We start from the raw sequence: 17056 nt of genomic DNA, 5'->3' as shown, positions 1-17056 counted from the left end.
ATCGGCCACATCGGCCCGAAAATCTCTGCCCCGCGCATTGTGGTTCCCGTGACGCATTCCTAGCCTGGGAGCGCTCCCACCGCCCATTCGGCCGCCCTCCGCGGGCCTTGGAGGTCCCATGCGCTCGGACCGATCGCGTCGCCGCCGCCCCGGGCTGCCGGCGGCCCCGGCCCTGGCCGGTGCCGTCACGCTGGTCGGCACGACCCTGCACGAGGCCCGTCCCGCCACCAGAGCCGTCACCGCCACGGTGGCCGACCACGGCGTCGAGAACGACGGCGCCGACTGCCCGGTGCCGACGTCCAGGACGGCACGCACTGCGCCGTCCGGCCCGAGTGGAAGGCCCCGCTCCAACAGAACCTCTCCAAGTTCCTCCGGCAAAGCGGGCGACCTCGCGCAGTGGCGTGACTGGCAGACACCCGTACTGACCGACTCGGACGGTGCGGCATCCGGTACGAGTGGAGGTACCTCCGGCGGCGCCACCGGCAGGCGCGCAACGCCACCTGGAACGGCACCCTCGGCCCGGGAGCCGGCACCGCCTTCGGCTTCACCGTGAACGACGGCTCCGCCGCACCGGCCCCTGACGCCCGTCGTGCCGCCGAGATGACGGCCGGTCCCCTCCGTCCCCGGGGGACCGGCCGTCCGCGGTCGCGGCGTGCCGCGAGGTGTCGCTCAGCGGTGGAAGAGGGCGGCCGGGACGGCGTCGGCCAGGGCCTGGTATCCGGCCGGGTTGAGGTGGAGGTGGTCACCGGTGTCGTAGGCCGCCCGGAGCGTGCCGGGGGCGTCCGGGTCGCGTACCGCGCGGTCGAAGTCGACGACGGCGTCGAACCGGCCGGCGGTGCGGATCCACCGGTTGACCTTCTGCCGGGCCGACTCGTGGGCCCCGGCCGGGTCGTCGTAGCCGTTGCCGCCGAAGGGAGTGAGGGTGGCGCCGTAGACCCGGATGCCCTGGGCGTGGGCGCGGGTGATGATCTGCTGGTAGGCGCCGATGAGTTCGGCCGAGATCCGCTCGGCGTCCGCCGGGGACGTACCGGCGGTGCCGATGTCGTTGACGCCCTCGAAGACGATGAGCCGGTTCACGCCGCTCCGGGCGAGGACGTCGCGGTCCAGCCGGGCCAGGGCGTTGGGGCCGAGCCCGTCCCTGAGGACGCGGTTGCCGCCCGCCGCCTCGTTGACGACCGCGACGTCCGCGGTGCCGGAGCGGGATGCCAGCCGTGCCTGGAGCAGGTTCGGCCAGCGGTCGTTGCCGTTGGTCGTGGATCCTCGGCCGTCGCTCAGCGAGTCGCCGAGGACGACGGTGGCGGAGGCCGCCGGCTTCGACCACACCTCCAGCCCGCTGAGGAAGTACCAGTGGTCGGCGGTCGTGGCACCGGACAGGTCCGCGTCGTCCAGGTGGTCCCCGGCGAGCATGTAGGACGTCGTGCGGGAGCCGGGGTGCGAGGTGATGGAGGTGGAGGCCTGCCCGTGCGCGAGGTACAGCGTCACGGTGAGGTTGGTTCCCGGTGCCACGTCGAAGTCCAGCGGATCACTGACCGCTTGCGCGCCCTGCGGTATGTCGAACCCCGGCTGCCCGCCGAACGTCACCCGCCGGGAGCTGCCCGGCGCGATCGCGCCGACGCCCGCCTTGCCACCGGCCGGCCGGGCCACCGAGACGGCGGTGACCGGCAGTTCGGCGCCGCCGAAGGCGTTGGACAGACGCAGCCGCACCCGCTTGCCGCCCACCGCGACGTGCACGGTCTGGCGGAGCGTGGCGTTGTCGAACACGCGGTCGGCCTGGGTGAACGGGGCCGGCGGCATGTTGCCCGGCTCGGTCAGCTGGGGCATGGACACCCAGGTGTCCAGCCAGTGGCCGCTGCCGGTCGTCAGGGCCGCGGACCGCGCGGGAGCGGATCTGCCGCTCGGCGCGTCGTGTGTGCCGGAGGACGAGTGAGGCGTGAAGCCCACCGTGACGACGGCCGCCGCGGCGGCGACCAGCAACGACGCTGTTCTCTTCATGAGAGGGGTTCCTCCATCTGGGTTGGGCGGCCGGCCGCCGGGAGGTGACCGGCGGGTGTCAGGCCTGTTCCGCCACCGGGTGCGGGGCCGGGCCCGCTCCGGGCTCCGGGCCGGAGACCGCCGCGACCACGGCGTCCGCCTCCGCGTCCGGTTCCGGCAGGATCAGGCCCAGGCCCGTGTAGACGACGAGAGAGGTGACCAGCGGCGTGACGACCACCGTGGTCTGCGAGGCCCCGTCGAGGCCGTACTTGACGAGGAAATAGCCGCCGAGGCCGAGCGCCCAGGAGGCGAGGGCCGCCCGGGGACCGCAGCGGCGGAAGGCGGGCAGCAGCCCGAGCAGCATCGGGATGGAGATCGGACCCATGACGGCCGCGACCATCCCGACGATGATCCCGAGCACTCCGCCGAAGTGATCCGCCTCGATGGCCACGACCATGGAGACGGTGATGAAGACGACCGTGACCACCCGTGCCACCCGCAGACCGCGCTCGGTGCCCGCACCCCGGAAACCGGGCAGGACGGCGGGCAGGATGTCCCGGGTGACCACCGCCGAGATGGCGTTGGCGTCCGAGGAGGCCATGGCCATGGTGTGCGAGAACATGCCCGCGAGGGTCAGCCCCACCAGGCCCATGGGCAGGTACGACCGCGCCATCAGGGCATAGGTCTGCTGCGGGTCGGCGATGTGCGGCATGAGGACCGGCGCGGCGACCGCGGGCAGCAGCAGTACGGCCGGCCAGACCAGGTAGAGGACCGCCGACAGCCCGGCCGAACGGCGGGCCGACCGCGGGGAGTCGGTGGCCATGTACCGCTGGGCCAGGTTCCACATGCCGCCGTTGTACTCGAAGAGCTTCACGACGACGTACGCGGTCAGGAAGCCGGCCGTATAGGGGCCGACGAGGGGGTCGGTGTGTCCGGCCGGGAGCCGGTGCCACAGCGTGCCGAGCCCGGAGACGCCGCCGAGCCGGTCGAGCACGACCCACATCATCGACAGCGCGGCCACGCCCTGGATGACGAACTGCCCGAACTCGGTGAGCGCGTCCGCCCACAGCCCGCCGACCGTGCAGTACAGCAGGGTCACGACACCCGTCAGCAGGATGCCGTGGGTCATCGACATACCGGTGAAGACCTTCAGCAGCACCGCCACCGACGCCCACTTGGCAGCCACGTCGAACACCTTGAGCAGCGTGCCGCTCCACGCCAGGGCCTGCTGGGTGGGCAGGTTGTAGCGGCGCGCCAGGTACTCCAGCGGGGAGGCGACCTGGTAGCGCTCGCGCAGCCGGTTCCAGCGGGGGGCGAAGAGCCAGGCGCCGACGCCGGTGCCGAGGGCGAGCGGCAGGAAGGCCCAGACGTAGACGGTGATGCCGTAGTCGTAGGCGACCGCGGCGTAGGCGACGAAGACGGCGGCGCTGTAACCGGACATGTGGTGCGAGATGCCGGTCAGCCACCAGGGCATCCGGCCGCCGCCGGTGAAGTAGTCGGAGACGTCGTCGACACGCCGGTGCGACCACAGGCCGATCAGCAGCATCACCAGGAAGTAGGCGCCTACGGCGGTCCAGTCGAGCCAGTGCATGGAAGGACCTTCTTGTCGTGAAGCTTGTCGTGAAGGACGGAAAGACGCGCGGACGCCGGGGCGGACCGGCAGGGCCCGGGCCGGGGTCCGCCGGGTGTCACCAGCGCGGTGACTTCTTCTCGTACGACGGGTCCAGCCGACGCATGTATCCGGTGTCGTCCCGGTTGCGCAGGCCGCAGCGCAGGTACTGCTCGTGCAGCCGGGCCAGCGCGTCGCGGTCCAGTTCCACGCCGAGGCCGGGGGAGCGGGGGACGGCGACCGAGCCGGCGCGGAAACCGAGCACGCCGGGGACGATCACGTCCTCCGCCGGGTCCTTCCACGGCCAGTGCGTGTCGCAGGCGTAGGTGAGGTTCTCGGTGGCGGCGGCCAGGTGGGTCATCGCCGCCAGGCTGATGCCGAGGTGGGAGTTGGAGTGCATGGACAGCCCCATGCCGAAGGTGGCGCAGATCCCGGCGAGCAGCGTGGAGCGGTGCAGGCCGCCCCAGTAGTGGTGGTCGGACAGGACGACCTGGACCGCGTCGCCGCGCACCGCGGAGGGCAGTTCGTCGAAGGCGACCACGCACATGTTGGTGGCCAGCGGCATCGGGGCCTCGCGGGCGACCCGCGCCATGCCTTCCTGGCCGGGCGTCGGGTCCTCCAGGTACTCCAGGACGCCCTCCAGCTCGCGTGCCACCTTCAGTGAGGTCTCCACGGTCCAGGCGGCGTTGGGGTCCAGGCGCAGCGGGACGCCCGGGAACGCCCGGCGGAGCGCGAGGACCGCCTCCACCTCCTGCTCGGGCGGCATCACACCGCCTTTGACCTTGATCGCTTCGAAGCCGAACTCCGCGATCATGCGCCGGGCCTGCGCCACGATGCCGTCCGGGTCGAGGGCCGGCCCCCAGGCGTCGGGCTCGTGTCCGGGGTGGCCGGCCCATTTGTAGAACAGGTAGGCGCTGAAGGGGACGTGGTCGCGGACGGCGCCGCCGAGCAGATCGCTGACCGGCCGGCCGGTGGCGCGGCCCCGGATGTCCAGGCAGGCCACCTCGAACGGGGAGAAGACCCGGTCGACCGTGCTGCTGGTGGTGATCATGCCGGTCAGCCCGTGGCCGTCGCCGCCGCGGTCGTCACCGATCACCTCGGCGATACGGCGGCGCATCGGGCCGAGGGCGTGCACATCCATGCCGGTGATCGCGTCGGCGGCCGAGCGCAGCCTGCGCAGGTGGCCCTCGTCGGCATAGGTCTCGCCCAGCCCGGTGATGCCCTGATGGGTCGTCACCTCCACGACGGCGCGCAGCGCGTAGGGTTCGTGGACGCCGACGGCGTTGAGGAGGGCGGGGTCCTTGAACGCCACCGGTGTGATGTCGATGCGGGATATCCGCAGGTCCTCGCTCATCGGATCGCCTCACCCCGCGCGATGATCTCCTCCAGTTCGGCGAGGTGGCCGGGCGTCGGATCGGTCAGTGGCGGACGCACCCCTCCCACATCGAGACCCCGCAGGCGCACGGCCGCCTTGACCAGGGCCACCGCGTAGCCGGGCACGCGTTCGCGCAGTGCGATCAGCGGGTGGAAGAAGCCGGCCAGCAGCCGCTGGACCAGCTCGTCGTCGCCGGTCGTGAGGGCCCGGTGGAAGGCGAGGGCCGTCTCGGGGGCGAAGCAGAACACCGCCGAGGAGTACAGCTCCACGCCGATGCCGCGGTAGGCGAGCTGGGTCCCCTCGGCGGTGGGCATGCCGTTGAAGAACTGGAAGTCCCGGCCGCCGGTGGCCGGGTCCGCGCGGACGGCGGTCACGATCCGGGCCAGCAGGTCCAGGTCGCCGGTGCCGTCCTTCAGTCCCACCACCCGTGGCAGGCGCGCGACTTCGAGGGCTGCGGGAACGTCGAACCGGGCCGTGCCCCGCTGATAGACGATGACCTTCAGGGAAGTGGCGGCGACGACCTCGCGCACATACGCGGCCAGTCCGGCGGGCGGCCCCGCCACCAGATACGGCGGCATCAGCAGCAGCCCGTCCGCGCCGGCCTCCTCAGCGGCCCGCGCGTACCGCCGGGCGAGGGGCAGCGGGCCGCCGGCGCCCGCGAACACGGGCACCCGGCCGTCCGCCACCCGCACCGCCGTACGCACCGCGGAGGCGAACTCCTCCAGGTCCAGGGCGTGGAACTCGCCGGTGCCGCAGGCGACGAAGACACCGCCGGGCCCGGCCTCGATCCCCGCGCGCAGATGCTCCGAAAGTTTCGCGGTACCGATCGAACCATCTTTGGCGAAAGGGGTGACAGGAAAGAAGAGAATGCCCTCTAGCACGCTGACCTCATCCGGCGGTTGTCACATATGTGAATGGTCGTCACAATGACGAATGGTCGGAGGGAATGTATGGTCGGCCGCGGAGCCGGGTCAAGGTGTGTGCAGCGGTTTGTCTGCGCTGTCGAGGGTTGATCCGTGCGGTGAGGGCGGGCCGTAAGGAGCCGAATGCCGTCCGAAAGTTTCGGACCGATCATCGGTGCCGGGCTCGGCGGCCGCACACTGGCCCCGCGTCCTCCACGTCCACGGCATCCCGGCCACGGTCTACGAGGCGGAGTCCTCCCCGAGCCCTCGCCGCGCACCGCGACGACACCGAGGCCGCGCTCGCCGCGTACGAGCGGGCCATGTTCCCGCGCAGCGCCGAGGCCGCCGCCGAAGGGGCCCGGCTGAACGAACTGATCTTCGGCGCGGACGCGCCCCGGCGCCTGATCACCCTGTTCGAGCAGGGCCGGTGAGCCGACGGCACCGGCACCTCGGACCCGGCGGCCGTGGCGGCTCGCGGGTCTGCTTCGACCGGCGCGCGGTGAGCGCCTCGCCGGTCAGGCCCAGGCACCGCCGGAAGGGGTCGCGTCCCTGATCGGCCGTCCCTACGACGCGGAAGTCCCCGGCGGTCACCGGCCAGGACTCCTGGACCGCGTGCTGGAACACGGCCGCGGCGCCCGCGCCCACCGGCACAGCTGCGAGAGGCGTTCCCGGCGCCATTGTCGTCGGCCGACACTTCGGTACCCATCGAAACATCGCACCTCTAGCGTCTCCCGGCATGACGACCGACACCCGCCGAGCGACGGCGGACACGCACCGAGTGATCCGGCCCAGCATCCTCTACTTCGGCACGCCCGTGGTCCTGCTGACCACCGAGAACGATGACGGCACGTTCAACCTCGCCCCGATCTCCTCCGCCTGGGCGCTCGGACAGCACATCGTCCTGGGGGTGGGCCGGGAGAGCCAGACCGCGCGCAACCTCGCCGCACGCCCCGAGCTGGTGATCAACGTGGCCTCTCCGGAACTGTGGGAACGGGTGGAGCGCCTGGCGCCGCTCACGGGGGCCGACCCGGTGCCCGAGAGCAAGCGGGCGGTGTACCGCCACGAGCCCGACAAGTTCACCGCGTCCGGGCTCACGCCGGCCGGTTCCCGCCTCGTGAAGCCACCGCGGGTCGCCGAGTGCGGGCTGCAACTGGAGGCCCGGGCGCGGGAGTTGACACCGGGTGGAGCGGGCCTCTTCTTCAGCGTCGAGTGCGAGGTACTGTGCGTCCACGCCGACGAACGCGTCGTCGTGCCGGGCACGCACCACATCGACCCTGCCCGCTGGAGCCCGCTCATCTACAACTTCCGCCACTATCACGGCCTGGCACCGGAGGTCGGATACGGCTTCCGCTCGGAGACGGTGAAGGCGGCCTCGATCGACACGCCGATGGAGCGCCCCTCTGCCGCACACGAGTGACAGCGTCGGCAGGACGCTACGAGCACGTCGGGACACTTCGGCGGACCGCTGCCCATGCACCGCCCGACCGTCACCGGCCCCGACACGCGCGCGGCCATGGCCGAAGGCGGCGTACCGCGATCGTCCATGGCCGCGTCGCCGCGACGCGTCTTCGGCGTCGGGCCAGCCCGCCACCGGAACCGGTACTCATCGCCACGGCGACGCGGGGCCCGGAAGCCGGCTCCGGCTTCCGGGCCCTTCTGTCCCCGGGGTTCAACCGATGTCGTAGATCTGGTCCTTGAGGTCGTCGATGACCGCGCGGTCGCGCAGCAGGGCCTGTTCGTCGGGGCCGGCGAGCAGAGCCCGCAGGGGGCTCGACGTCAGATCCGTGGTGGGGCGGATGCGCTTGCCGGGGCCCGACCGCAGGGCGAGCGCGTAGACACTGGGCAGCGCGGAGAGTTTGTCCACGACCGTGTCGTTCACGCTGTCCACGACGCCGTCGAGGGTGGTGGGCGCCTCGTAGACGGCGGCGGAGCGCAGCGGACGGTAGGTACGACCGCCGTAGGCGCGGGCGAAGTGGTCCGGCCGGGTGTAGGCGTCGGCGGTCAGACGCGCGACGTCGGTGCCGAGGACGTGGTCGTAGAAGTCGGGGATCATGGCGCCGTTCATACGCGCCCCGATCTCCACCAGGGTGGGACCCTGCGGCGTCAGGATGATCTCGGCGTGAGCCGGTCCGTGGCGGATGCCGAGGGCGTCCAGGACGGTGCGGACATAGGCGAACAGGGCCGGGACGGGGTCGTCGTCGGGGTCGAGGAGGACGGCCATGTCGTAGATCTGCCGCCCGCCGCCGATGTTCCGGCGCCGGGAGTGCCAGACGTCCGCCAGGTAGTGGGCGCCGCCGGCGGAGACCGTGTCGACGGAGAACTCGGGGCCGTCGAGGAAGGACTGGACGAGGACCTCGGTGTTGGCCTCGCCGAAGACGGTGCGGGAGGCGAGGATCCGCCGGGTCGCGGTGGTCACCTCGTCGGGGGTGTGGCAGATGTAGACGTTGTCGGCGGAGGCGGAGGACAGGGGCTTGACCACGACCGGTGTGGTGCCCAGCGCGCGGGCCCAGTCGGCGGCCTCGTCGGGGGAGTGGGTCTTGAGCTGCTTCGCGCAGCGGATGCCGGCGGCACGGAGCGTCTCGATCATCCGGTACTTGTCGCGGCGCGCCGGGGAGAGGGCGGTGCCGTTGCCGGGCAGGCCGAGACGTTCGCCGAGGGTGTCGGCGAGGCGGACACCGGGTTCCTGGCCGGGAATGACGGCGAGCGGGTTCCACTCGGCCAGACGTGCCACGGTGGCCGCGACAGCGGACTCGTCCGGGCAGACGAGCCAGTCGGCGTAGTCCTCGGGGCGGGGCTGGACCATGGCCGCGTGCGGCTCGGCCGAGCTGAGGACGTGCACGGCCGGGTAGCCGTGCGCGGCGAACGCCTCGATCAGGGCGGGGGCGTTGGAGTAGCCGTCCACGATCACGACGGACTGGGCAGGAGCGGTGCTGGTCATCGTCTCCCTCACAAGGGGCGGGCGGTGCTCAGTGGGTCAGGTGGGTGTGGTGGTCGAGTACGCGCCCGAAGGCCTCGGCGATGTCGTGGATGTCGGCCGTCGTGCCGAGGAGCGCGCTGTGGTGGAAGGTGAGGAAGGAGCGGTTGGCGTGGTGGGCGACGGGAAGGTCGTACGGGGCGGGGTCGACGCGCTTGAGGTGGTCCGGGCTGATGGCGAAACGGGGCCGTGAGGCCGGGTCGTACAGCGGGCTGGCGTACAGCGGCTGGTAGACCGGGCGTACGTGCAGGCCGAGTTCGGCCGTCACGGCCTCGGCGACGGCCGTCGCGGGGACGGCTTCGACGACATGGTCCGGCAGCCGGACGGCGTACCCGAAGTAGGTGCGCTCGGTGGTGTGGGGCGAGGTGCGCTGCGGGACGAGGCCGAGGTCGTCGCCGAGGAGGCGGTCGAGGAGGGCGGCGTTGTCCCGGCGGACGGCGTTCTGCGCGTCCAGTTCGGTGAGTTGGGCGCTCAGCAGGGCGGACTGGAACTCCGACAGGCAACGGTTGCTGCCCATCAGCTCGCCGGTCTCCACCAGTTCGGGCAGGCCGGCGACGGGCGCGGCGGTGCCGCGTACCCGGCCGTCCGCGCGCAGGTGCTCGATGCGGCGGGCGAGCTGGGGGTCGTCGGTGACGGCCGCGCCGCCCTCACCGCTGGTCAGCACCTTGGTGTGGTGCATGCTGAAGGTGCCGACGTCTCCGAAGGTGCCCGCCTTCAGACCGCGGTAGCCGGCACCGTGGGCCTGGGCGGCGTCTTCGACGAGGGCCAGCCCGTGGCGTCCGGCGACGGCCTGGAGGGCGTCCAGGTCGGCCAGGGCGGAGTAGAGGTGGACGACCACGATCGCCTTGGTCGCCGGCGTGATCGCGGCCTCGACGGCGGCCGGGTCCAGACACAGCGTGTCCGGGCGGACGTCGGCGAAGACCGGTACGGCGTTGACGCCGAGCACGGTCGACGCCGTCGCGGCCCAGGACAGGGCGGGCACGATCACCTCGTCACCCGCCCCTATCCCGCAGGCCTCCAGCGCCGTCATCAGGGCGGCGGTGCCGCTCGCGGTGGGCACACAGTGACCGGTGCCGAGGTACGCGGCGAACTCGGCGGCGAAACGCCGCTCACGGGTCGGCTCGCCGGTATGGGGGCTGGCGATCGACCAGCGGCCCGAGGTGAGCACGTCCGCCAGTGCCTCGCCGGCGCCGGGTGCGGGACGGGGCCAGCGCGGCCAGGGCCGGGCGCCGCGCACGGGGGTTCCGCCGTGGACGGCCAGGTGCGTTCCCATGGTGAGAGCTTCCTTCGTGGGTGTGCGGGTCAGAGCAGACCGCGGACGGTGCCGCCGTCCACGCCCCAGACCGAGCCGGTGACGAACGAGGCGGCGTCGGAGGCCAGGAAGGCGATGACGCGCGCCACCTCGTCGGGCGCGCCCATCCGGCCCAGCGGCAGCTGGCGCTTGCTCATCTCGTACTCGACCGCTTCCCGGGCGTCGCGGCCGTGCACGGTGCCGAGGGTGTCGGCGAAGCCGCCCGGACGGGTCCACAGCGGGGTCCACACCGGGCCGGGCGCTACCGCGTTGACCCGCACCACCGGGCCCTCGGACAGGGCGAGACTCTTGGTGAGGCTGAGCAGGCCCACCTTGGAGACCTGGTAGTCGGCCGGCCCGGCCTCGGGCTGGCGGGCGAGGTCGGAGGCGTTGGTGACGATGGAGCCCCGCCCCTGTGCCCGCATCCCGGGAAGGACCAGGCGGATGGCCCGGACCGCACTGAGGAAGTTGATCTCGAAGGTCCGCAGCCAGTCCTCGTCACCGAGTTCGTCGAACTGGCGGGCCCGGCACTGGCCGACGTTGTTGACCAGGATGTCCACACCGCCGAGGGCGTCGAGCGCGGCGGTGACCGACCGGGTGACCCCCTGGGCGTCGGCCAGGTCGCCGGTCACTCCGGTCACCTCGGTCTGCTCGGACAACTCCTTGACCAACAACGCGAGTTGTTCCTCGTCGCGGTCCAGGAGCGCGAGGCGGGCACCCTCGGCGGCCAGCACCCGCGCGGTCTCCGCGCCGATCCCGCTGGCGGCACCGGTGACGACGGCGGCGCGTCCGTTCAGGCCGAGGTTCATACGACGCCCACCTCCGTGCTGATCAGCCGCAGCGCACCGGTGCCGGTGCTGACCGTGTGGTGCGCGTACCTGGGGGGCACCGCCACGGACAGGCCGGGGCCGCCGGTGTACTCCTGCCCGGCGACGGTGATGGCCGCGCTGCCCTCCAGCACGTGCAGCACGATGCTGCGCTCCGCGGGTACCGTCTCCTCCACGGCCGCGCCGGCCGGGACCTCCAGGAGGCGGAACTGCCGCCAGTCGCCGGTGAAGTACGGCGTGAGGTCGACGTGTGCCGCACGGACACCGGCGCCGGCCGGCAGCAGATCGGGCACGTGCAGGCGCGCGGGGCTCGCGGACGGCCCCTCGCCCGGGAAGACCTCGGTGACGAAGAAGTGCATGTCCTCCTCGCCGCGGTTGGCGATGGAGTGGGCCGAACCGATCGGCGTGGTGACCAGGTCTCCGGCCCCGACCTCGATCTCGCGGCCGTCCATGGTGACCACGGCCCGTCCCGAGACGATGTAGTAGATCTCCTCGGTGCGCAGGTGGACGTGCTCGCCGACCGCTCCGCCCGGCTCGATGACCACGTACTCGACGCAGTTCCACTCGCCTTCCAGATGCATGCCGTTCATCAGCATCTTCCACCGGCACACCCCCTCGCCGCCCACCTGCCGGTGGGTGACGGCCGGGCCGGAGGTGTCGTTCGCGATCGGTCCGAAGGGGCGGCGCTCGCCGCGGGTGACGGTCGCCATCACACACCCGCCAGCGCGTGGCGGTCGCTGAGCACGGACTCGATGCCGAGCCGCACCGTGTCCTCGTCGACCAGGGTGATCAGCTTCCCGCCCGGCCGGTGGGGCCGGCCCAGTCCCTCCAGGAGGATGAAGTCCAGCGCACCGGACCGCCCGGGCACGTACCCGCGCTTGTTGTCCAGGCGTACGACGTCGAGCACCGCCGCCGCGTCGATCTCCTGCGGCAGCCGCACGGGCGCGCCGTTGAGCTGGAGCAGACGGTGGTGTGCCTGCTCGTCGGAGCGGTCCATGAGACCCAGCTCGCGGGACATCCGGGCGGCGGCGAGCATGCCGATGCCGATGGCGAAGCCGTGCCGCAGCCGGCCGCCGGTCAGCAGCTCCGCCGCGTGGCCGACGGTGTGGCCGTACTCCAGCACGAGCGCCTCGTGTTTCTCGGTGTGGTCCTCGCGCATCACGGCGGTCTTGGCGTCCACGCACAGGTCGATGAACCGGGTGATGACCTCGGGGGAGTAGCGGGCGTCGGTCCGCAGCAGGCTCGCGACCTCGTCGTAGCGGTCCGGCACGATGCCGAGCACGTTCTTGATCATCTCGCACAGGGCGGACCGGATCTCCTCCGCCGGCAGCGAGGCGAGGAAGTCCAGGTTGTTCCACACCAGCACCGGCGCGTGGAAGGTGCCCAGGTGGTTCTTGCCGCAGCCGGAGTTGACGGCCTGCTTCAGGGACAGCACCGAGTCCGACATGCCGAGCAGGGTGGTCGGCATGTGCACGAGCCGGACACCGCGGAACAGCAGCGCCGCGAGCAGGCCCGCGATGTTGCCGATCACACCGCCGCCGAGCGCGACCACCACCGACCGGCGGGTGATACCGCTCTTGAGGGCCTGCTCGGCAAGCCGGTCCAGGACGCTGAGGGTCTTCTCCCGCTCCTCGGCCCGCGCCCGGATCACCAGGGTCGGGGCGAGCGCGCCGAGGTTCAGTTCGGCCGCGGCCACCAGGTCCTCGGGCAGGCCCTGGTCGGCGATGACGACGAACCGGTCGGCGTCGAGGTCGCCGAGGCGCACCCGCAGGTCGTCCCAGGCGGCGCGGCCGTGTCGGACGTGGAAGTCGTAGCTGACGTCGCCGAAGCGGACTCGTCGGTCGAGTCCGGAACGCGGTCCGGCCTGAACGGTCATGTCAACTCCATGAAGACGAAGGGGATGTAAGGGCCCGGAACCGGGGTGCCGGGCCCGCCGGGAAGAACCTTGCCAGACGTGCCAACAAGTTGGCAATGTTTGGCAAGTAAGTTCTGGTGCGGACGTACTGGAGCGTGCGGTCAGTTCGGGTGCGGGCTGCCGCGAAGCCGCTGATAGCAAGGTGCTTGACCTGGGCAGAGTCATTGGCAAGTATGTTGCCTGCCCTGGCATGACCGCCTCAGCTCGGGAGCGGAAACATCTCCTCCACGAAGGCGTTGCCGAACTTGCCGCCGGGGTCGTGGTGCGCGCGCAGGCGCCCGAAGTCGGCGGCCCGTTCATAGCGGGCGGCCACCCGGGCCGGGGGAAGCAGGGTGAGCTTGCCCCAGTGGGGCCGTGCGCCCAGGGGTGTCAGGATCTCCTCGACGGCGGCGATCGCGGTGCGCACGGCGGGGTTGTCGATCCAGGTGAAGTGGAAGGTGACGGAGTCCTGCCGGTAGGCGGGGCTCAGCCACAGGTCGTCCCCGCGCACCGTGCGCACCTCGGCGATGTGCAGCAGCGGCTGGAGGAGCCCTCCGATACCGCGCAGCGCGGCGACTGCCTGGGCCGCGGCGGCCCTGGGCAGGTAGTACTCCGACTGCAACTCCTCTCCCGCGCCCGGCACCAGGTCCGGCCTGAAGTGCGGAAGGCGCTCGAACCACGGCCCGGGCACGCCCAGTTGCTCCGTGCTGCCGCCGGGCGGCATGCCGGGCACGGGATGCAGCAGGCGCGTCGCGGCCCGTCCTCCCGCCCAGCCGCTGCCGGTGGCGCCGACGCGTTGCTTGAGCCACACCGAGGCCCGCTCGCCGTGCCAGTCGGTGAAGACGCTGACGCTGTAGGCCGCGGCGAAGACCTCGTCCAGATGCGCGCCGATCTCGTCCAGCGGGACGTCCACGCGCACCCGCTGGGCCACCTCGAAGGTGTCGACGACGTCCAGGGTGACGCGGGTGGCGATGCCGAGCGCGCCGAGCGCGACCACGCTGCCGGCGAACGTATCGGGATGGCTCTCCCGGTCGACGACCGTCGACTCGCCGTCCGGGGCGATGAGTTCGAGGGCGCGCACGGAGGCCGACAGACACCGGTTGCCGTCCCCGGAGCCGTGGGTCGCGGTGGCGACGCAGCCGGCGACCGAGATGTGCGGCAGGGACGCCAGGTTGGGCAGGGCGAACCCGGCGCGGTGCAGCGCCGCGGTGAGGTCGGCGTATCGCATGCCCGCACCGACGGTCACGGTACGACGGGCGGAGTCGACCTCCAGCAGGGGCGGCAGCGCGTCCAGGCGGACGAGGTCACCGGTGCTGTCGGCGACCCGGCTGAAGGAGTGGCCCGTGCCCAGGGCCCGGATGCGGTCGCTGCGCGCGACCAGGGCCCGTAGCTCGTCCAGGGACGCCGGACGGTGCACTCGCGGGGCCTGGTACACGACGTTTCCGGCCCAGTTGGCCACGGGCGCGGAGGCGGGAGACGGGTGAGCGCCGGGCGTGGAAGCGGCAGGCGTGGAAGTGACGGGTGCGGGAGTGACGGATGTGGAGGTCACGGGCGTGGACACCTCGATGGGTGGTCGGGCGGCGTCGGAGCCGCGACGCCGCGGTGGTGGCGGCACGCAGGGGCACATCGCGCGGGTACGCGTGGTCCGCACGGGCCTGCGAGGAGTTGAACGGCCAAGGGGAAGGGCCGGCGGGCGGGCACCGGCACACCGCTCGCCCGCCGGGGCCGGGCCGGAAGCCGGTCGTTCCGGCCCGGCCCCGCGGGCTGCTCCGCCCGGTCCGGTGCGGTGGGCCTACGCCGCCGTGCGGGCGTCGGCCGTGCGGGTGAGTTCCTCGACGCCGACGAAGCGGTAGCCGTCGGCGAGCAGGCCCTCGATGACGGCCGGCAGCGCGGCGACGGTCTGGGAGCGGTCCCCGCCGCCGTCGTGGAGCAGGACGACCGATCCGGGCCGTACCTGGTCGAGGATGATCCGGGCGATGGTGTCGGCGCCGGGCATCGTCCAGTCGTCGGGTGCGACGTCCCACAGCGCCACCCGGGACCCCGTCTGCGCGAGCCAGTCCAGCACCTCGGGGGTGCGCGCGCCGTACGGCGGCCGGAACAGGCGGGAGGGAGGTGCGCCGCTCGCCTCGGCGAGGGCCTCCCGGGTGCGCTCCAGCTGCTCGGTGAGCTGGGACCGCTCCAGTTCGGGCAGGAAGGGATGGGACCAGGTGTGGTTGGCCACGGTGTGGCCCTGCTCGCGCATCCGGGCCAGTTCCTCGGGGTAGGCACGGGCGTTCATGCCGACGCAGAAGAACGTGCCGGGTACTCCGTAGCGTTCGAGGACGTCGAGGACCTGCCCGGTGTACGGCGGCAGCGGCCCGTCGTCGAAGGTCAGCGCCACCTCGCGGCGGTCCCTGCTGCCATGGCTCACCGCCTGCCCGGCCCGGGTGAGGCGGGCCAGGGCGTCATGGCTGGAGGCGATCCAGGAGTCGATCTCCTCCTCCCGCCCGGTCTGGGTGCCGCGCGTGCGCACCAGCCGCGTCAGGCTCGGCAGCCGGCTCCGGCCCGCCTCCGCGATGGCACGCGCGGGCACGGACCCGAACCCGGGCCGGCCGGGCAGCAGATGGGGATCGGCCCGGTGCACGGTCAGCCCGGCGGCCATCAGCCGTCCGTCCAGGATGCCGTTGGTGCTCTCCACGGCGGTGACCAGCCGGGGACCGAACCCCCGCAGATAGGCGATCATGTCCGCCGCCCGGCGGGGCGCGAACAGGGCGGGAGGTCGCAGCTCGCGCCCGTCGGCTCCGAGGACGGCCACCTCGTACCCGGACGGGCTCCAGGCGATTCCCGCGTACGGCACCGGCTCCTGTCCCCGGGCCCGGGACGGCTCAGTGGTCATGGCCGTACTCCGTGAAGTGCCGCTCGGCGAACAGCTCCGGCCACCGTACGTCGCCGAGGCCCAGCTCGCGGGCGCGGGTGAGCATGTGGCGCCAGTACGGCTTGACCGGCGGCCACACCGTGCCGGTCGAGCAGTAGGAGGCGTCCACGAAGTAGCGCGGCTTGCCGGTGCGGTCCGGCCGCGGGCGGCGGGCGTGGAAGAGGGCCGAGTGCAGCAGGACCGTCGAACCCGCCGGGAGGGAGTCGACGACCGCCTCACCGGGCAGCGGGTCGGTGCCGTGGTGGGCCAGCGCCGACTTGCCGGTGTTCTCCCGGTGGGAGCCGGGCAGCACCGCGAGCGAGGAGACACTCGTGTCCAGCCCGTCCAGGTAGTGCAGGGCATGGACCATCAGCGCGGAGCGGTCGGTCGCCGGACCTTGCTCGAAGTCGTGGTGCCAGGGCTTGCCCGGTACGTCGGGCGCCTGCCGGTCGCTGTGCAGGTGGTGGAAGACGAAGTCGCCGCCCATCAGCTGGGAGATCACGGCGAGCAGCGGCCGGTGGCCGATCAGCTCGCCGTGCGCGGGCAACTCCAGTTCCATCACGGGCGGGACGCCGTGCCGGTCCGGATCGACGCACGAGGCGATGGACCGGGCCCGGTGTCCCTGGTCGACCCAGTGGTCGACCTCGGGCTTGAGACGGGCCACCAGGTCCGGGGGAAGGAACGCGGGCAGGACGAGATAGCCGCGCGAGGCGAACTGCTCGGACTGCTCTGCCGTCAGCTGGAACCCTTCCAGGACTGCGGCGGATGCGGGAGGCGTCATGACGAAGGGAACTCCGTTTCCGAGGTGTGGTGGACAGACAGTGCGCTTGCTGATGAGTGACTGCTCGTCACATGGCGCTCCACAGAGAGGAGTCGGATCACCGCCGTGCCGGATCGAAGAGGCCTCCGGGCGCGCCGCGCGGACCTGGCGCGGGCGGGGTTCCGCCCGAGCGCCGGGGCCTGCGCAGGGAAGCGTGCCGGGAGCCGGAGGCTTCACGCGCAGCGGGCGGTGGGCGCCGGTGCGCTGCCGGGGCGGGGTCGCGGGTGCGACGTACGGACGCGGGACACCGCACGGGCGTCCCGCGCCGACGGGAAAGGACATCCCGAGCCCTGTACGGCCGAGGACGCAGGGCCGGTCGCGGGCCCGTGGTGGGCCCGGTGCCTGCGGCCGGCCGGTGGTCCACGGGTGCGGCTCACGGCCGGCCGGTGGTGTACGGGTGGGCTGACGGGCTAGGGGCGGCTGATCGTCTACGGCCGCCCCGGGCACTGAGCGAAGCCGGTCCGGGTACGGAGCCCGGCCGGTCCACGGCCGGTGGCCGG

At 72.5% G+C, this 17056-nt stretch carries 13 protein-coding genes and 1 pseudogene; 2 read left to right on the top strand and 12 right to left on the bottom strand.

The annotated features are described in order from the left end of the window. Nucleotides 1-669: 669 nt before the first annotated feature. The 4 genes from SCK26_RS02675 to SCK26_RS02660 form a co-directional block, all read right to left on the bottom strand. The gene (locus tag SCK26_RS02675) at nucleotides 670-1992 is read right to left on the bottom strand and encodes an SGNH/GDSL hydrolase family protein (RefSeq protein ID WP_318199609.1); all 1323 of its coding nucleotides are present in this window, start codon (nucleotides 1990-1992) and stop codon (nucleotides 670-672) included. Between the two features lie 58 nt (nucleotides 1993-2050). Next, complete coding sequence (locus tag SCK26_RS02670; RefSeq protein ID WP_318199608.1) at nucleotides 2051-3562, bottom strand: sodium:solute symporter family protein; 1512 nt, start codon at nucleotides 3560-3562, stop codon at nucleotides 2051-2053. A gap of 97 nt (nucleotides 3563-3659) precedes the next feature. Further along, nucleotides 3660-4934, bottom strand: a complete 1275-nt coding sequence (locus SCK26_RS02665) for a glucarate dehydratase family protein (RefSeq protein WP_318199607.1) — start codon at nucleotides 4932-4934, stop codon at nucleotides 3660-3662. Further along, on the bottom strand, nucleotides 4931-5836 hold the full coding sequence (locus SCK26_RS02660; RefSeq protein WP_318199606.1) for a 5-dehydro-4-deoxyglucarate dehydratase: 906 nt from the start codon (nucleotides 5834-5836) through the stop codon (nucleotides 4931-4933). The genes SCK26_RS02665 and SCK26_RS02660 overlap by 4 nt, the downstream gene beginning before the upstream one ends. A 165-nt stretch (nucleotides 5837-6001) precedes the next feature. Between SCK26_RS02660 and SCK26_RS37905 the strand changes: the two are divergent. Beyond that, nucleotides 6002-6128, top strand: a pseudogene (locus SCK26_RS37905) (FAD-dependent monooxygenase); the annotation flags it as partial. Nucleotides 6129-6593: 465 nt separating this feature from the next. Beyond that, nucleotides 6594-7274 (top strand): flavin reductase family protein, encoded by a 681-nt coding sequence (locus SCK26_RS02650; RefSeq protein WP_318199605.1) that lies wholly within the window; start codon nucleotides 6594-6596, stop codon nucleotides 7272-7274. A gap of 252 nt (nucleotides 7275-7526) precedes the next feature. Here SCK26_RS02650 and SCK26_RS02645 read toward each other — a convergent pair whose 3' ends face one another. The 8 genes from SCK26_RS02645 to SCK26_RS02610 form a co-directional block, all read right to left on the bottom strand. Then, the gene (locus SCK26_RS02645; RefSeq protein ID WP_318199604.1) at nucleotides 7527-8795 is read right to left on the bottom strand and encodes an ATP-grasp domain-containing protein; all 1269 of its coding nucleotides are present in this window, start codon (nucleotides 8793-8795) and stop codon (nucleotides 7527-7529) included. A gap of 28 nt (nucleotides 8796-8823) precedes the next feature. Continuing rightward, nucleotides 8824-10104: a DegT/DnrJ/EryC1/StrS family aminotransferase gene (locus SCK26_RS02640; RefSeq protein WP_318199603.1), complete on the bottom strand. Its 1281-nt coding sequence runs from the start codon at nucleotides 10102-10104 to the stop codon at nucleotides 8824-8826. A gap of 29 nt (nucleotides 10105-10133) precedes the next feature. Continuing rightward, nucleotides 10134-10931 carry an SDR family NAD(P)-dependent oxidoreductase gene (locus tag SCK26_RS02635; RefSeq protein WP_318199602.1) on the bottom strand — a complete coding sequence of 266 codons (798 nt, stop codon included), beginning with the start codon at nucleotides 10929-10931 and terminating at the stop codon, nucleotides 10134-10136. Next, complete coding sequence (locus tag SCK26_RS02630; RefSeq protein ID WP_318199601.1) at nucleotides 10928-11659, bottom strand: cupin domain-containing protein; 732 nt, start codon at nucleotides 11657-11659, stop codon at nucleotides 10928-10930. The genes SCK26_RS02635 and SCK26_RS02630 overlap by 4 nt, the downstream gene beginning before the upstream one ends. Beyond that, a complete protein-coding gene (locus tag SCK26_RS02625) occupies nucleotides 11659-12825 on the bottom strand; it encodes a 2-deoxy-scyllo-inosose synthase (protein WP_318199600.1) in 1167 nt (388 codons plus the stop codon). Before SCK26_RS02625 ends, SCK26_RS02630 begins: the two co-directional genes overlap by 1 nt. Before the next feature lie 238 nt (nucleotides 12826-13063). After that, nucleotides 13064-14302 carry an FAD-binding protein gene (locus SCK26_RS02620; protein ID WP_318205888.1) on the bottom strand — a complete coding sequence of 413 codons (1239 nt, stop codon included), beginning with the start codon at nucleotides 14300-14302 and terminating at the stop codon, nucleotides 13064-13066. Nucleotides 14303-14635: 333 nt separating this feature from the next. Next, a complete protein-coding gene (locus SCK26_RS02615; protein WP_318199599.1) occupies nucleotides 14636-15718 on the bottom strand; it encodes a polysaccharide deacetylase family protein in 1083 nt (360 codons plus the stop codon). Then, nucleotides 15708-16517: a phytanoyl-CoA dioxygenase family protein gene (locus SCK26_RS02610; protein ID WP_318199598.1), complete on the bottom strand. Its 810-nt coding sequence runs from the start codon at nucleotides 16515-16517 to the stop codon at nucleotides 15708-15710. Before SCK26_RS02610 ends, SCK26_RS02615 begins: the two co-directional genes overlap by 11 nt. Nucleotides 16518-17056 lie beyond the last annotated feature (539 nt).

The sequence above is a fragment of the Streptomyces sp. SCL15-4 genome, assembly GCF_033366695.1.
GTDB lineage: Bacteria > Actinomycetota > Actinomycetes > Streptomycetales > Streptomycetaceae > Streptomyces.
Note: the sequence above shows the minus strand (reverse complement) of the source record. Positions and strands in the feature narration are given on the sequence as shown.

What these genes read in the sequence shown, in the direction of transcription:
- SCK26_RS02675 (WP_318199609.1), bottom strand. Translation starts at nt 1,992, where the DNA reads ATGAAGAGAACAGCGTCGTTGCTGGTCGCCGCCGCGGCGGCCGTCGTC.
- SCK26_RS02670 (WP_318199608.1), bottom strand. Translation starts at nt 3,562, where the DNA reads ATGCACTGGCTCGACTGGACCGCCGTAGGCGCCTACTTCCTGGTGATG.
- SCK26_RS02665 (WP_318199607.1), bottom strand. Translation starts at nt 4,934, where the DNA reads ATGAGCGAGGACCTGCGGATATCCCGCATCGACATCACACCGGTGGCG.
- SCK26_RS02650 (WP_318199605.1), top strand. Translation starts at nt 6,594, where the DNA reads ATGACGACCGACACCCGCCGAGCGACGGCGGACACGCACCGAGTGATC.
- SCK26_RS02645 (WP_318199604.1), bottom strand. Translation starts at nt 8,795, where the DNA reads ATGACCAGCACCGCTCCTGCCCAGTCCGTCGTGATCGTGGACGGCTAC.
- SCK26_RS02640 (WP_318199603.1), bottom strand. Translation starts at nt 10,104, where the DNA reads ATGGGAACGCACCTGGCCGTCCACGGCGGAACCCCCGTGCGCGGCGCC.
- SCK26_RS02635 (WP_318199602.1), bottom strand. Translation starts at nt 10,931, where the DNA reads ATGAACCTCGGCCTGAACGGACGCGCCGCCGTCGTCACCGGTGCCGCC.
- SCK26_RS02630 (WP_318199601.1), bottom strand. Translation starts at nt 11,659, where the DNA reads ATGGCGACCGTCACCCGCGGCGAGCGCCGCCCCTTCGGACCGATCGCG.
- SCK26_RS02625 (WP_318199600.1), bottom strand. Translation starts at nt 12,825, where the DNA reads ATGACCGTTCAGGCCGGACCGCGTTCCGGACTCGACCGACGAGTCCGC.
- SCK26_RS02615 (WP_318199599.1), bottom strand. Translation starts at nt 15,718, where the DNA reads ATGACCACTGAGCCGTCCCGGGCCCGGGGACAGGAGCCGGTGCCGTAC.
- SCK26_RS02610 (WP_318199598.1), bottom strand. Translation starts at nt 16,517, where the DNA reads ATGACGCCTCCCGCATCCGCCGCAGTCCTGGAAGGGTTCCAGCTGACG.